The following is a 13,710-nucleotide window of genomic DNA, read 5'->3' as shown; positions in this document are numbered from 1 at the left end:
AACAGGTCAGCCGCACCGACAGCGTCGAGCCGAGGAACTCCGCCGCGGCGCGGGTGGCCCGAGGGCTCCGCCCGGCGGGATCACAGGGCTCGGCCCGGTGGGATCAGTGGGCTCGGCCCGGTGGGTTCAGTGGGCTCGGCCCGGTGGGATCAGGCGGCCAGAGCGCGGCCGGGCCACCTGCGTCCGCCCGGAGGGGCAGGGGGTCCCCCGGCGCCACGGGCAGCCGCCGGACGACGCCAGGCGCACCCGGTACTACGCCAAGCGCACCCGGTCATGGGACCGGGTGCGCCTGGTCGGCGGCGTGCTGTCCTGCGGGGTCAGGCCCGCCGGCGGTGCAGGGTGCGCAGCGCCAGGGCGGTGGCGGCGCCGACCAGCAGCAGCGCGGTCGCCAGCAGGGCGGGCTGGCCACTGCCGGCCGGGGCGCCGGGGGAGTCGACCAGCGTCGCGGCCGCGGCCGGCCGCAGCTCGACGTCGATCGGCGCCGGGCCGGTCAGCAGCTCGGTGGGCACCAGCATCAGCGGCAGCACCGTCCGCAGGGCCCCGGTGGCCGGCGGCGTGCGCAGCTCGATGCCGCCGCCCCACGACCCGAGCGCCTGCACCGTGGTGGTCACCTCCAGCGCCTGCAGGTCGTCCGGCCCGACCCGCTGGGCGGCCGTCGCCCGGCAGGCCGTGGTCTGCCCGACCGGGAGGATGCCCGGCTGGCACGTCGTTGCGCCGGTCACCGCGGCACCCCCCGGGAGCACCGCGTCCAGGCCGCTCACCGGCACGTCGCCGGTGTTGGTCACCACGTAGGTCCAGAACACGAGGTCCCCGACACCGGCCCCGAGGGTCCGGCGGGGGTCGGCGATCGCCCCGATGACCGACAGCTGCAGCGCCGGCGCCCCGATCTGCAGGGCCACCTCGGCGGTGTTGTTCGCCGGGTCGGGGTCGGCCGTCGTCGGGGTGGCGACCGCGGTCACGATCGCCGCGCCGGCCGCCGCCGTCCCGGCGTCCAGGGTGCCGGTCAGGGTGACGGTCGTGCCGACGGGGATCGCGGCGAGGGTGCAGCCGGCGAGGCCGGCGCACGGGCCGCCGGCGTCCAGCGTGGCCCGTGCCCCGGCGGGCACCGCGATCGAGACCGTGGTGCCCCGCGCCGTGGCGGGCCCGTCGTTGGTCACCCCGAGGGTGAAGGTGGTCGAGCCGCCGAGCCGGACGTTGGTCGGGGCCACGTCGTCGGTGTCGCGCACCGTCAGCACCGCCCGGACGTCGGACGGCGTCGTGAGCGCGGTGGTCAGGCTGCGGGTGTTGTCACCGGTCTGCGGGTCGGCGGTGGTGCTGGTGGCCGTGGCCGTGCCGGTCAGGGCGCCGGGGCGGTCGGGCACCGTGCGGGTCACCAGGGTGACCGTGGCCGTCGCCCCGGGCAGCAGTTCGGGCAGGGTGCACCGGACGGTGGGCGCGGTGGCGGGTGCGACCACCTGCGTGGGGTCGGTCGTGCAGTTGCCGCCGGGCACCGAGCCGGTCACGCCGAAGCCGGCCGGCGGTGGTGCACCGTCGACGACGACGGAGTAGGCCAGCCCCACCGAGCGCGCCGTGGAGGGGCCGCGGTTGGCGACCACCGCCGTGTGGGTGACGTCCTGGCCGGCGACGGTGGAGCCGGCCACGGAGGTCAGGGTGACCCCGAGATCGGCCACGGTCGTCAGGTCCACGGGCACCGCGGCGGTGTTGTCGGCCGAGGACGGGTCGGCTGTCGCGGCGGACACCGTCACCGTGTTCATGACCTGCCCGGTGGAGCTGGGATCGGTACGCAGCACCACGGTCACCGTGGTGCTCTGCTTCCGCCCGAGGTCCGGCACCGGGCAGCGGAGCACGGTCCCGCCGACCTCCTGGGACGACGTGCAGTCGCCACCGGCGTAGGAGGTGCCCGCCGGCACGGCGTCGGTCAGGGTGATCGTGCGGGCCCGGGACGGGCCCTGGTTGGTGACCACGGCCGCGTAGGTGATGTCGGTGCCGGCCGCCGGACCGGAGGGTGTCGCGCCGAGCGTCACCCCGAGGTCGGCGGAGAAGGTGACCGGGTCGGTGACCGACGCCGAGTCGTTGGTGGCGTCGAGGTCGCGGCTGGCGGTGCTCGCGGTGACCCGCAGCTCCAGCGCGGCGCCGACCGGTGTGTCCTCGGCGGGGGTCCCGTCCACGGTCACCGTCCGGGTCTCGCCCTTGGCGATGGTGCCCAGCTCGCAGGTCAGGGTGCCGTTCGCGACCGTGCACGTGCCACCGGGCACCGTCGCGGTGACCGCGCCGAGGCCGCTGGGCAGCTGGCTGGTCAGCCGGGCGGAGAACGCGGAGGACTCCCCCCGGGGCTCGGCGGCCTGACCGGGGTTGGTCACGGTCGCCCGGTACCGGACAGGCGCGCCCGCGACCACCGGCCCGGGGCCGCTGCGCACCAGGGCGGTGGTCAGGTCGGCGAGCGGGTTGAGCGTGATGACGGCCGGGTTGGCCCGGGCGTTCTTCGTGCTGCCGGTCAGCGGGTCGAAGAAGCTCACCGTGGGTTCGGTGGTGGCGGTCGCGGCCGTGATCGAGGGGTTGACCACCACCTGGTAGGTGACGACCCGTACGTCGCCGCTGTCGAGTCGCCCGCCGGCCGAGCTGGTGGCGTCGGTGCCCAGGCGGACGGTGACCCGGCGGTTCAGCAGGTCGTAGTCGCCCACGTCGTCACCGGGCGCGTCGCTGAGCGCTGTGGTGACACCCCCGGACGTGACCCGGATCGACCCCGGGACGTAGCTGACGCCGGGCGGGAGCGTGCCGGTGAAGACGGCGCTGGAGGCCGGGTTCCCACCGCCGCTGCTCGCCGTGACGGTGTGGGTCAGCACGTCACCGGCCCGGGCCCAGGTGCCCCCGGTGGGGGAGGTGACCGTCTGGGTGGCCACCACGCAGGCGGCGGTGCCGAAGGTGACGTCGTCCAGGAAGTTCCCGACGCTGAGGCCGCCCCGGTGGGTGCTGACCGCCGCGAAGGCGAACCGGGTGGTGGTCTGGCCGGCGGGCACCGTGTAGAGGCCGGAGTGCGAGCCCCAGGCGTTCCTCCCGTCGGTGATCTGGCGCTGCTCGGTGAGCGTGCCGCCGGCGGGCCCGATGTTCACGGCCATGGTGTCGTTGCCCTCCCGGCCGCGGTGCCGCAGGCTCCAGCGCATCGTGGTGCCCGGGATGGTGGGCAGGTCCTGGTAGAGCGTGGAGGGCTGGGTGGCGTTCAGCTCGGCGAACTGCCGGCCCACGGCGGCCGGCACCTGGTTGAAGCCCGACCCCCAGAACTCGATGAAGGAGTCGGTCGCGGTGGTCAGCCAGCCGGGTACGACCGACTGGTCGAAGAAGCCCTGGCCTCCGAGCGGGAGGTACGGCACCTCGAAGCCGCCGTTGACCAGCCCGATCGCGTTGGTGCAGGCCACCGGGTCCTGGGCGGCGCGGGCGGGCGGTGTGCCGTGGACGACCGCCACGCCCGCTGCCAGCACGACGGCCAGCAGGGCGGACCACCCTGCCCGGACCGGACGGGAGGACTCGAGCGACACGACCACGACACTCCTCTGCGCGCTGCCGGCCCGCGCGCGGACCGGACCGGGAGCGGTCCCGGTGGCGGCCGCCACCGGGCACCTGCGCCCGTCACCTGGGCATCGGCGCCGCCGGGCCGCGCGTTGAGCCGGTGCCCGCGTCGCTGACCTCAACGGGTGAGGGCGCGGTGGCGCTGTGGGTGGGCAGACTGGGGCGGGGGGACCACCACGGCAGGAGGGACACCGGTGACCGAGCGCAAGCCGTCGGGGACGACGTTCGAGACGTGGGTCGACGAGCAGATCCGCGCCGCCCGGGAGCGGGGTGCCTTCGACGACCTGCCCGGCACCGGCCGCCCGCTGCCGCAGCGCACCGGCACCGAGACCAGCTACGACTGGGCCGTGGCGTGGGCCCGGCGCCAGGAGCCGGACCTGCGGGTGATGCTGCCGATGGGCCTGCGGCTGCGCAAGGAGTGGGAGGAGCTGCCGCTGACGATCGTGGGCCTGCGCAGCGAGCAGCAGGTGCGCCTGCTGCTGGGCGACTACAACGACCGGGTCCGGGCGATGTGGCGCCGTCCGCAGGACGGCCCGACCGTGGTCACCCCGCTGGTCGACGTCGACCAGCTGGTGGCGGACTGGCGAGCGGCTCGCCCGGTCCCGCCGCCACCGACGCCCGCACCGCCCGCGCGGCGGGGGTGGCTGCGACGCCGGGCCCGGCAGGGCGACGCTGGGTGACGAGGTCGGCCCGGGACCGCCCGTGCGGGTGGACGTGTCCACGGACGGGTCGGTCCGGCTCCAGGAGGCCGGGCCCGGTGCCGTTGCCCTGGTGACGCCCGCTGCGGGCGTCCACCGCACCGGACACCTGGAGCCCACCGTGACCTCACCCGCCGCCCTCGGTGCCTCGCTGGTGTGTACCGCCCAGCAGCGGCTGGACGCCGAGCGACCCGCGGTGCCCGCCCTGGTGTACGGCCTGTCCGTCGGGCTCGCCGCCGTGCTGGCCGTCGCCGGCATCGGCGCCGGCCTCTCCAGCGACGTCGTCCTCACGCTCCTGGAGAGCGTGCCCGCCGCCCGCTGACCGCGCCTGCGCTCCGCCTGGGGCCGGTGCACCGCCGGGCCGGGGCCGCCGAGCACCGCGCGGCACCTACCGGGGTTCGCCCCGGTAGGTGCCGAAGGACCACCGGTTGCCCTCCGGGTCCCGGACGGCGAAGTCCCGCGAGCCGTGGTCGGTGTCGTACGGCTCCTGCAGCACCTCGGCGCCGGCCGCCGTCGCCCGGGCGAACAGGCCGTCCGGGTCGTCGGTGACCACGTACACCCCGCAGGTGCCCGGCTCCAGTGCCCACCGGTCGGTGTCCGCCGGCCGCACCGACCCGAGCATGACGCCGCCGCCGGGCGGCCAGGACAGCTGCGCGTGCGCCACCAGGTCGCCGTCGGGGTACACCGCGGTCGCCTCGAAGCCGAACGCGTCGACGAGGAAGCGGATCAGCGCGTGGGCGTCGCGGGCGCGCAGCGTGGGCCAGACCTGGGGCGGGGGCGGGGTGCTCATGCCCCCAGCATCCCGCCGGCCCCGGGGCCGGTCTTGGACGGATCGGCGGGCTCAGCCCTCCGCCGGCGGGGCGCGCAGCTCCTCGGCCAGCCAGCGGGTGGGGGACAGGCCGGCGAGCGCGCGGAACTCCCGGGCCAGGTGCGCCTGGTCGTAGAACCCGCACCCCACCGCCAGCCCGGCCAGGGGCGCTCGGGGCGAGCGCTGCAGCTGCCAGCGGGCGCGGTGGAAGCGGGCCACCCGGGCCGTCGTCCGCGGCGACAGGCCCACGTCCACGGCGAACCGGGCCGACAGCCGGCGGGGGCTCCAGCCGAGCTCGTGGGCGACGGCCCCGACCCCCGCGCCGCGGAGCAGCAGCTCCCACGCCAGGGCCAGGTCGGCGTCGGGCGCCGGGTGGCGGAGCAGGCGCAGCAGGACGTCGTCCACGGCGGCGAAGCGTGCCGCCCAGTACGGTGCCGCGGCGAGCCGCTCGTGCAGCTCGTGGGCCGCCGGCCCGAGGACGGCGTCGGCGGGCAGGTCGCGCCCGGCGAGCTCGCCGGCCGGCAGCCCCAGCAGTGCCCGCGCGCCCAGCGGGTGCAGGGCCAGCTGCACCCCGGCCTGCCGCCCGCCGTGCGCGACCAGCGCCGGCCGGGTGTGCAGCCCGCCGAGCAGCGTGTCGAAGGTGCCCGCCGGCTGCGCCGGGTCCGGGTGCTCGCGCACCTGCAGGGGCTCGTCGACCGTGATGATCAGCGTGAGCCACGGGGACGGCAGGCCCCGGTGCACCGCCGGGGCCACGCCGTCCTGCCGCCAGCCGGAGTACCAGCCCACGTGCCGGCGCAGCGGCGGCGCGGGCCGGCGCCGCACCCACTCGTCCACCACGGTCATGCCGGCAGATGGTGGCCCACCCGCCCCCCGTCGGGGAAGACCGGTGCGGGCCGGCCGGACGCCCGGGTGTGCGGACGGCGACCCCGGGTACCGGAGCGAGTGGCGCGCCGGCGGCCGCCCCACACCCGCAGGGCACCCGCCGACCATCCGCTCACCGACCACCAGGAGACACCCGTGACCGACCCCCACCAGTCCGCCACCTCCCCGGGCGTGGACCAGTCCGACATCGACCACCGCACCGCCCTCGCCGAGCACCTGGGCAAGGAGGTGTGGCCGGCCGACCGGGACGCCCTCGTCGCCAAGGCGACCTCCGACGGCGCACCCGGCGCCGTGCTCGGGCAGCTGCAGCGCCTGCCCGCCGGCCAGCAGTTCCAGAACGTGCAGGAGGTCGCCGTGGCCCTCGGCATCGGGACCGAGCAGCACCGCTTCTGAGGCACGCTCTCGGGGCTGGCGGTAGGAAGGTCCCATGACCACCCACAAGGACCCCAGCCCCGAGGCGCTCGCCAACCTCACCGAGGAGAACGTGCACGCCCGCGCCCGGCTGCTCCCGGAGGAGACCTCGGTCGACGACGGCGGGGCGGTCGGCGGCACGCTGGACCCCGAGGTGCAGGCCGCCGCCATCCTGGCCGAGTCCGAGGAGCGCACCGAGCACGCCGACCCCGACGACGCCCAGGGCGGCCACCGCCGCTCCGAGGACACGGTCTGACCGTGCGGCACCAGCACCCGGTCCAGCTGCGGTGGTCCGACCCGGACATGCTGGGCCACCTCAACCACGCCCGCGCGCTGAGCCTGGTCGAGGACGCCCGGGTGGCGATGACCTCCGAGCCGGTGGTGGACGGTGGCGTCCGCGGAGGCGGGTTCATCCTGCGCCGGCTGGAGGTCGACTACCTGCGCCAGCTGTACTACCGCCCGCACGAGCACGTGCAGGTGGAGACCTGGGTGACCCGGCTGGGCACGAAGTCGGTCACCCTGCAGCAGGACCTGCGCCAGGACGCGCACGTCGCACTGTCCGCCGTCGCGGTGCTGGTCGCCTTCGACTTCGAGACCGACTCCTCCCGCCCGTTCACCGAGGACGAGCGCGCCTTCTGGACGACGTATCTGGAGTGACGGCCCGGGCGCAGGGGTAACGCCGGGCCATGCCGAAGACCACGACGAGCGGGAAGCCGATCGAGGACGAACTGCCCAGCACGCTGCTGCGCTCGGAGGAGAAGGCCCAGCGCACCTTCGCCAAGGCGCACGACGCGGCCGAGGAGTCCTACGACGGCGACGGGCAGCGCGCCGCCCGGGTCGCCTGGTCGGCGGTCAAGCACAGCTACGAGAAGGTCGGTGACCACTGGGAGCCCAAGGACGAGAAGGGCCCCTCCGACGCGCACGCGGAAGGCGGCGCCGACGACGACCGGCTCACCTCCGGCGGCGTCGACGCGCACGCGACCAAGCGCCACCTCTACGAGCTGGCCACCGACGCCGGCATCGCGGGCCGGTCGTCGATGAGCAAGGACGAGCTGGTCGAGGCCCTGCAGCGCAGCAACGACCGGGCGACCCGCCGGGCCCGCGAGGCCGACTGAGCGTGGGGCCACGACGGCCCGCCGGATCCGGCATACCCTGGGGGGGTACAGGGACGGTCGTGGTCGCTGCCCGTCCCGCCGTCATCCCCGGAGGTCCGCATGACCCGCACCACGCTCGCCGCCCGCCTGGCCGCCGCCGTCGTGACCGGCGGTCTGCTGCTCACCGGCTGCTCGGCGGGGCAGGACGCGCCCGCGGCCTCGAGCAGCCGGCCGGCCGGGGTCGCCGAGGCCGACGTCACCTTCGCCCAGGCGATGCTGCCCCACCACCAGCAGGCGGTCGAGATGGCCGGCCTCGCCGACGGCCGCAGCCAGGACCCTGCCGTCCTGGACCTGGCCTCGCGCATCGCCGCGGGTCAGGAGCCGGAGATCGACGTCCTCACCGGTTGGCTCGCCGACTGGGGCCAGGACGTCCCGTCCGGCGACGGCATGGCCGGGGTGGACCACGGCGACTCCGGCCACGGCGGCGCCGACGGCATGATGACCGACCAGGACACCGCGGCCCTGGAGGCAGCGTCCGGACCCGAGTTCGACCGGCTGTTCCTCGACCAGATGATCGAGCACCACACCGGGGCGGTCACGATGGCGCGCGCCGAGATCGAGGACGGCGAGTTCGCCGACGCGGTGGACATGGCCACCGGGATCGCCGCCACCCAGGACGCCGAGATCGCCGAGATGGAGCGGTTGCTCGCCGCCGTCGACCGCTGACCCCGGAGACGGCTTAATACCCCTGGGGGGTAGGGGTACCCTCGGGTGCGTCGTCCGAGAGCAGGGGGTTGCACGTGGTCGGGTACGCGAGTTCCAAGGACGACCAGCTGAAGCGGTTGCGCCGCATCGAGGGCCAGGTGCGCGGGCTGCAGCGGATGGTCGAGGAGGACACGTACTGCATCGACGTCCTCACCCAGGTGTCGGCGGCGACCAAGGCGCTGCAGTCGGTGGCCCTGGGCCTGCTCGAGGACCACATGGCGCACTGCATGGTCGAGGCCGCCCGGGTCGGCGGCGCCGAGCAGGAGGCCAAGCTGCGCGAGGCCGCCGACGCCATCGCCCGCCTGGTCCGCAGCTGACCCGCGGCGCGGACCACCCGTTCCCGGCACCCGTTCCCAGCACCCGTTCCCAGCACCCGGCCGCCCACCGGCGGCCCCACACCGGAGGAGACCGGCCATGAACACCGCCACCTACACCGTCACCGGCATGACCTGCGGTCACTGCGTCACCAGCGTCACCGAGGAGCTGTCCGAGCTCGACGGCGTCCAGGAGGTGCAGGTCGACCTGCCCACCGGCGCGGTCGTCGTCACCAGCCAGGAGCCGCTGCCCGAGTCCGCCGTCCGCGGCGCGGTGGAGGAGGCCGGCTACCAGTTGACCTCCGCCTCGTCGTGAGCCGGCCGTGAACCCGACCCCGGACACCGGCCGGACCAGGCCGACCCTCGACGGCATCGGCGTCCCGGCCCGGATCGGCGGCTTCGTCCTGGGCCTGCTGGTCGTCTTCGCCGCCGCCACCGGCGTCGGCGCGGCCGTGGGTCCCGTCGACGAGCCGGCCGGCCAGCACACGACGGGCCACTCCACGGGACACACGCCGTGAGCGCGCCGACCCGGCCGACCGCCGCGCCGCCGGTGCAGCTGGTGATCGGTGGCATGACCTGCGCGTCCTGCGCCAACCGGGTGGAGCGCAAGCTGAACAAGCTGCCCGGGGTCACCGCGACGGTCAACTACGCCACCGAGAAGGCCACCGTCACCCTCGGCCCGGACGCCGCGCCGGAGCTGTCCACCGCCGACCTCGTCGCCACCATCGAGGCCGCCGGGTACACCGCCACCGTGCCGGCCCCGCCCCGGGCCGCCGCGTCCGGCGACGCCGAGCCGACCGCGGAGGACCCGATCGCCGCGCTGCGCCGGCGGCTGCTGGTCAGTGCCGCGCTGAGCCTGCCGGTCGTCGTCCTGGCGATGGTCCCGGCGCTGCAGTTCCCGAACTGGCAGTGGCTGTCGCTGACCCTCGCCGCGCCCGTGGTGGTGTGGGGGGCCTGGCCGTTCCACCGCTCGGCCTGGACCAACCTGCGCCACGGCACCTCGACGATGGACACGCTGGTCTCGGTGGGCACCCTGGCCGCGTTCGGCTGGTCGCTCTACGCCCTGTTCCTGGGCACGGCCGGCGTCACCGGCATGACGCACGCGTTCAGCTTCAGCGTGCAGCGCGGGTCCGGGGCGGGCAACGTCTACCTCGAGGCCGCCGCCGGGGTGACCACCTTCGTCCTGGCCGGTCGCTACGCCGAGGCGCGGGCCAAGCGCCGCTCCGGTGCCGCGCTGCGCGCGCTGCTCGAGCTGGGCGCCAAGGACGTCGCCGTGCTGCGCGGCGGGGTCGAGCAGCGCGTCCCGGTCGAGGAGCTGACCGTCGGCACCTGGTTCGTCGTCCGGCCGGGGGAGAAGATCGCCACCGACGGCGTCGTGGTCGAGGGCAGCTCCGCCGTCGACGCCGCCGCCGTCACCGGCGAGTCGGTGCCGGTCGAGGTCGGCGTGGACGACGCCGTCACCGGGGCCACCGTGAACGTCGGCGGCCGACTGGTCGTGCGCGCCACCCGGGTCGGCGCCGACACCCAGCTGGCCCAGATGGCCCGGCTGGTCGAGGACGCGCAGAACGGCAAGGCCCAGGTGCAGCGGCTGGCCGACCGGGTGTCCGGGGTCTTCGTGCCCGTCGTGATCGCCCTCGCCGTCGCCACGCTGGGCTTCTGGCTCGGCGCCGGCGGTGGCGCCGAGGCGGCGTTCACCGCCGCGGTCGCCGTCCTGATCATCGCCTGCCCGTGCGCGCTCGGGCTCGCCACGCCCACCGCGCTGATGGTGGGCACCGGCCGCGGCGCCCAGCTCGGCATCCTGGTCAAGGGCCCGGAGGTGCTGGAGAGCACCCGGCGGGTGGACACCGTGGTGCTGGACAAGACCGGCACCGTCACCACCGGCGCGATGGCGCTGGTCGACGTCGTCGCCGGCGCCGGGGTCGACCCTGACCGGGTGCTCCGGCTGGCCGGTGCCCTGGAGGACGCCAGCGAGCACCCCATCGCCCGCGCCGTCGCCACCGGCGCCCGGGAACGCGTCGGCGACCTGCCCGCCGTCAGCGGGTTCGCCGCCCTGGAGGGCCTCGGCGTGCAGGGCGTCGTCACCGACGGCACCGGCGCGCACGCGGTGCTCGTCGGGCGGCCGCGGCTGCTCGCCGAGCGGTTCGCACCGCTGCCGGCCGACCTGGAGCGGGCGCACGCCGACGCCCAGCAGCGGGGCGCCACCGTGGTGGCGGTCGCGGTGGACGGCGTCGCCTGCGGGCTGCTCGTGGTCGCCGACACCGTCAGGCCGACCAGCGCCGAGGCCGTGCGCCGGCTGCGCGCGCTGGGGCTGAGCCCGGTGCTGCTCACCGGCGACAACGCCGTCGTGGCCCGCGCCGTGGCGGCCGAGGTGGGCATCGACGAGGTCGTCGCCGACGTGCTGCCGGCCGAGAAGGCCGACGTCGTGCGGCGGCTGCAGGCGCAGGGCCGGACCGTGGCCATGGTCGGCGACGGGGTCAACGACGCCGCCGCGCTCGCCCAGGCCGACCTCGGCCTGGCCATGGGCACTGGCACCGACGTGGCCATCGAGGCCAGCGACCTGACTCTGGTGCGCGGTGACCTGCGTGCGGCGGCCGACGCCATCCGACTGGCCCGGCGCACCCTGTCGGTGATCCGCAGCAACCTGTTCTGGGCGTTCGCCTACAACGTGGCGGCCATCCCGCTCGCCGCGGCCGGGCTGCTCGACCCGATGATCGCCGGCGCGGCGATGGCGCTGTCCAGCGTCTTCGTCGTCACCAACAGCCTGCGGCTGCGGCGCTTCGCACCCCTCGCGGGCAGCTGAGCCACCCGGCGGCCGGCCCGACGCCGGCCGCCGGGTGCGGGGCGGTCCTCCTTTGGGGGTGCGGGTCCACGCGATCGGACTGTGCGGTACCTCTGCTGGCCTACCGTCGCAGGCCACACCGCCGACCCGCGAGGAACCCTCATGCGCTTGACCACGACCGCCCGGATCGCCGGCGCCACCGCCGCCGTCCTGATCGGGCTCTCGGCCTGTGGCTCGGAGACGGCCGGCACCATCGCCCGCCAGGAGGACGCCGCGGACTCGGCCGCCTCCTCGGCCTCCGAGGCCGCGGCCTCGGCCAGCGAGGACGCCGAGGACGCCGAGGAGAGCAGCTCGCCCAGCCCCTCGGACCCCGCGCCCACCTCCGACCCGGCCGAGGCCGGCTCCGGCACCGCCGCCTTCGGTGACACCTACGAGTGGGAGGACGGCCTCGCCGTCACCATCAGCCCGGCCCGGCCCTACACCCCGGGCGAGTACGCGCTGGTGCCCGAGCCGCCGCCGGCCGCCTACGTCGCCTTCGACGTGACGATCACCAACGGGACCACGGCGAACTTCGAGCCCACGATCTTCCTGACCTCGCTGCAGAGCGGCGGCCGGGAGCAGGATGAGGTCTACGACGGCGAGGTGGGCGGCTCCCCGGACACCACCCTGCTCCCGGGCCGCGACGTCACCTTCACCGTCGCCTACGGCGTCGCCGACCCTGCCGACCTCGTGCTCGAGGTGCAGCCGGGCTTCGACTACGAGTCCGCCCTCTTCGCCACCCCCTGACCCCACCCCCCTCTGGCCATTCCCGCGGAAGTGGCCCCTCGAGGACGGCCCTTCCCGCGGAAGTGGCCGCCCGAGGTCGGGCCGTTTCCGCGGAAGTGGCCGCTCGAGGACGGCCCTTCCCGCGGAAGTGGCCGCTCGAGGTCGGGCCCTTCCCGCGGAAGTGGCCGCTCGAGGACGGCCCTTCCCGCGGAAGTGGCCGCCCGAGGACGGCCCTTCCCGCGGCAGTGGCCGCCCGGGGGTGGGTCAGGAGGAGGGGATCAGCAGGAGGTCGGTCTGCCGGCCGTCGAGGTACTCCACGCCGCGGTCGGTGAAGGCGATGCCCTGCTCCAGGGCCATCCGCACCAGCTGCCCGTCCCACTCGGCGACCGGGACGCGCACGCACAGCTCCAGCGCGTAGACCGTGTCCGGGTGCAGCGGGTGGTCACCGGTGCCCGGGATGCCGTCCTGGGCGTCCCACATGCCGATGGTCGGGCCGGCCGCGTGCCCGTGGAAGCCCACCGGGTGGGAGTAGACGTCACCGGCGATGCCCTCGGCGGCCGCTGCCGCCCGCGCCGCGGCCAGCACCTCGTTGCCGGTGCGGCCGACGGCGAAGGCAGCGGTGGTCAGGTCCTGCATCCGGTTGCCCACGGCCATCGCCGCCACCAGCCCGGCCGGCGGCGCGGTCTCGCCCGGGCGCAGCACGTAGCCGTTGCGCTGAGTGTCGGTCTTGAGCCCCAGGCTGGTGAGGCCCACGTCGCAGTGCACCAGGTCGCCCGGCTGGACCACGGCGTCGTAGGGCACCCCGGGCAGCACCGTGCCCCGCTCGTCGGCCAGCGGGCAGCCGGCGCGCTGCAGCCCCACCGTCGGCTGGAACCACGGCTCCACGCCGAGGTCGTGAAAGCGCTGCCGGATCCACCAGGCCACGTCCAGCGCCGTCGTCGTCCCGACCTGGATGACGGCAGGGGAGTAGGCCTCGGCGATCACCCGGTGGGCGAGGGCGTTGAGGCCGTGCATGGCGTCGATCTCCTCGGGCAGCCGCGTCTCCAGCCACCGCACCGCCAGCTGCTCGGCCGGCACCATGCGCTCGGCGTAGGGGCCCAGTGCCTCGGTGAGCAGCCGGTGCTCGGTGTGCGACAGCCCGTCGGCCAGGGCGAAGGTGGCCGACACGTCGACGCCGACGGCCCGCGGGTCGGCCTGCTCGACGATGCGCCGCACCGCCGCCCACTGCGACTGCTCGGGGCTCGCGCCGGGGAACTCGTCGGCGTCCCAGGCGGCGACGAACTGGCCGACCGGGTACCGGGACACCGCCATCGGGCACACGCCGTCGTCGCTGCGGTGCAGCACCAGGATCGTGCGCCGCCGGGCGGACAGCCAGGTGGCCGGCAGCATCGTGGGCAGCACCGGGTCCTCGTTGTACTCCCGCCCCACCACGATCCACAGGTCGATGCCGGCCCGGTCCATCAGGTCCGGCAGCAGGTCCAGCACGCGCTGGGTCAGCCAGCGGTCGCGGACGTCGGCCTGCTGGCGGAGGGGCAGGGGTGCGGGGAGCCGGTGGAGTGAGGTGGCGCTGGTCTGCACCGTCGTCGTGCCCATGCAGGCAGGAAAGCAGATCGGCGCCCGCGGCACCCGG

At 75.8% G+C, this 13,710-nt stretch carries 16 protein-coding genes; 12 read left to right on the top strand and 4 right to left on the bottom strand.

Annotation, left to right across the window (positions count from 1 at the left end; genetic code table 11):
• Window positions 1-317: 317 nt before the first annotated feature.
• On the bottom strand, window positions 318-3,539 hold the full coding sequence (locus G1H19_RS05990) for a DUF11 domain-containing protein (protein ID WP_152728585.1): 3,222 nt from the start codon (window positions 3,537-3,539) through the stop codon (window positions 318-320).
• Window positions 3,540-3,758: 219 nt separating this feature from the next.
• Between G1H19_RS05990 and G1H19_RS05985 the strand changes: the two genes are divergently transcribed.
• Both G1H19_RS05985 and G1H19_RS05980 read left to right on the top strand, forming a co-directional pair.
• A complete protein-coding gene (locus G1H19_RS05985; protein ID WP_152728587.1) occupies window positions 3,759-4,244 on the top strand; it encodes a DnaJ family domain-containing protein in 486 nt (161 codons plus the stop codon).
• A gap of 139 nt (window positions 4,245-4,383) precedes the next feature.
• The gene (locus G1H19_RS05980) at window positions 4,384-4,584 is read left to right on the top strand and encodes a hypothetical protein (RefSeq protein ID WP_152728589.1); all 201 of its coding nucleotides are present in this window, start codon (window positions 4,384-4,386) and stop codon (window positions 4,582-4,584) included.
• A 66-nt stretch (window positions 4,585-4,650) separates the two neighbouring features.
• On the opposite strand, the gene G1H19_RS05975 is transcribed toward G1H19_RS05980, so the two are convergent.
• Both G1H19_RS05975 and G1H19_RS05970 read right to left on the bottom strand, forming a co-directional pair.
• A complete protein-coding gene (locus tag G1H19_RS05975) occupies window positions 4,651-5,052 on the bottom strand; it encodes a VOC family protein (RefSeq protein WP_152728591.1) in 402 nt (133 codons plus the stop codon).
• Between the two features lie 51 nt (window positions 5,053-5,103).
• Window positions 5,104-5,913, bottom strand: a complete 810-nt coding sequence (locus tag G1H19_RS05970; protein ID WP_152728592.1) for a helix-turn-helix domain-containing protein — start codon at window positions 5,911-5,913, stop codon at window positions 5,104-5,106.
• 174 nt (window positions 5,914-6,087) lie between these two features.
• Here G1H19_RS05970 and G1H19_RS24420 point away from each other — a divergent pair, with 174 nt between their 5' ends.
• The 10 genes from G1H19_RS24420 to G1H19_RS05920 all read left to right on the top strand — a co-directional run bounded on the left by G1H19_RS24420 (window position 6,088) and on the right by G1H19_RS05920 (window position 12,101).
• Complete coding sequence (locus G1H19_RS24420) at window positions 6,088-6,345, top strand: DUF2795 domain-containing protein (protein ID WP_162392589.1); 258 nt, start codon at window positions 6,088-6,090, stop codon at window positions 6,343-6,345.
• A gap of 34 nt (window positions 6,346-6,379) precedes the next feature.
• Entirely contained in the window at window positions 6,380-6,619 is a 240-nt protein-coding gene (locus G1H19_RS05960) for a hypothetical protein (protein WP_152728595.1), read from the top strand.
• A 2-nt stretch (window positions 6,620-6,621) separates the two neighbouring features.
• Window positions 6,622-7,020, top strand: coding sequence for an acyl-CoA thioesterase (locus G1H19_RS05955; protein WP_162392588.1), 399 nt, complete (start codon window positions 6,622-6,624; stop codon window positions 7,018-7,020).
• Between the two features lie 29 nt (window positions 7,021-7,049).
• A complete protein-coding gene (locus G1H19_RS05950) occupies window positions 7,050-7,478 on the top strand; it encodes a ChaB family protein (RefSeq protein ID WP_152728598.1) in 429 nt (142 codons plus the stop codon).
• A gap of 99 nt (window positions 7,479-7,577) precedes the next feature.
• Complete coding sequence (locus G1H19_RS05945; protein ID WP_152728600.1) at window positions 7,578-8,183, top strand: DUF305 domain-containing protein; 606 nt, start codon at window positions 7,578-7,580, stop codon at window positions 8,181-8,183.
• A gap of 74 nt (window positions 8,184-8,257) precedes the next feature.
• Window positions 8,258-8,539: a metal-sensitive transcriptional regulator gene (locus tag G1H19_RS05940; RefSeq protein ID WP_162392587.1), complete on the top strand. Its 282-nt coding sequence runs from the start codon at window positions 8,258-8,260 to the stop codon at window positions 8,537-8,539.
• A gap of 97 nt (window positions 8,540-8,636) precedes the next feature.
• Window positions 8,637-8,852 carry a heavy-metal-associated domain-containing protein gene (locus tag G1H19_RS05935; protein WP_152728604.1) on the top strand — a complete coding sequence of 72 codons (216 nt, stop codon included), beginning with the start codon at window positions 8,637-8,639 and terminating at the stop codon, window positions 8,850-8,852.
• 7 nt (window positions 8,853-8,859) lie between these two features.
• Complete coding sequence (locus G1H19_RS05930) at window positions 8,860-9,054, top strand: hypothetical protein (RefSeq protein WP_152728606.1); 195 nt, start codon at window positions 8,860-8,862, stop codon at window positions 9,052-9,054.
• A 53-nt stretch (window positions 9,055-9,107) separates the two neighbouring features.
• Entirely contained in the window at window positions 9,108-11,336 is a 2,229-nt protein-coding gene (locus G1H19_RS05925; protein WP_152729035.1) for a heavy metal translocating P-type ATPase, read from the top strand.
• Between the two features lie 147 nt (window positions 11,337-11,483).
• Entirely contained in the window at window positions 11,484-12,101 is a 618-nt protein-coding gene (locus G1H19_RS05920; RefSeq protein ID WP_152728608.1) for a hypothetical protein, read from the top strand.
• A 243-nt stretch (window positions 12,102-12,344) separates the two neighbouring features.
• On the opposite strand, the gene G1H19_RS05915 is transcribed toward G1H19_RS05920, so the two are convergent.
• Complete coding sequence (locus tag G1H19_RS05915; RefSeq protein ID WP_152728610.1) at window positions 12,345-13,673, bottom strand: M24 family metallopeptidase; 1,329 nt, start codon at window positions 13,671-13,673, stop codon at window positions 12,345-12,347.
• Window positions 13,674-13,710 lie beyond the last annotated feature (37 nt).

Source organism: Goekera deserti (genome assembly GCF_010685995.1).
In the GTDB taxonomy this organism is placed as follows: domain Bacteria; phylum Actinomycetota; class Actinomycetes; order Mycobacteriales; family Geodermatophilaceae; genus Goekera; species Goekera deserti.
This window is presented reverse-complemented; position numbering and strand designations above follow the sequence as displayed.

What these genes read in the sequence shown, in the direction of transcription:
- G1H19_RS05975 (WP_152728591.1), bottom strand. Translation starts at nt 5,052, where the DNA reads ATGAGCACCCCGCCCCCGCCCCAGGTCTGGCCCACGCTGCGCGCCCGC.
- G1H19_RS05970 (WP_152728592.1), bottom strand. Translation starts at nt 5,913, where the DNA reads ATGACCGTGGTGGACGAGTGGGTGCGGCGCCGGCCCGCGCCGCCGCTG.
- G1H19_RS05960 (WP_152728595.1), top strand. Translation starts at nt 6,380, where the DNA reads ATGACCACCCACAAGGACCCCAGCCCCGAGGCGCTCGCCAACCTCACC.
- G1H19_RS05950 (WP_152728598.1), top strand. Translation starts at nt 7,050, where the DNA reads ATGCCGAAGACCACGACGAGCGGGAAGCCGATCGAGGACGAACTGCCC.
- G1H19_RS05945 (WP_152728600.1), top strand. Translation starts at nt 7,578, where the DNA reads ATGACCCGCACCACGCTCGCCGCCCGCCTGGCCGCCGCCGTCGTGACC.
- G1H19_RS05935 (WP_152728604.1), top strand. Translation starts at nt 8,637, where the DNA reads ATGAACACCGCCACCTACACCGTCACCGGCATGACCTGCGGTCACTGC.
- G1H19_RS05925 (WP_152729035.1), top strand. Translation starts at nt 9,108, where the DNA reads ATGACCTGCGCGTCCTGCGCCAACCGGGTGGAGCGCAAGCTGAACAAG.
- G1H19_RS05915 (WP_152728610.1), bottom strand. Translation starts at nt 13,673, where the DNA reads ATGGGCACGACGACGGTGCAGACCAGCGCCACCTCACTCCACCGGCTC.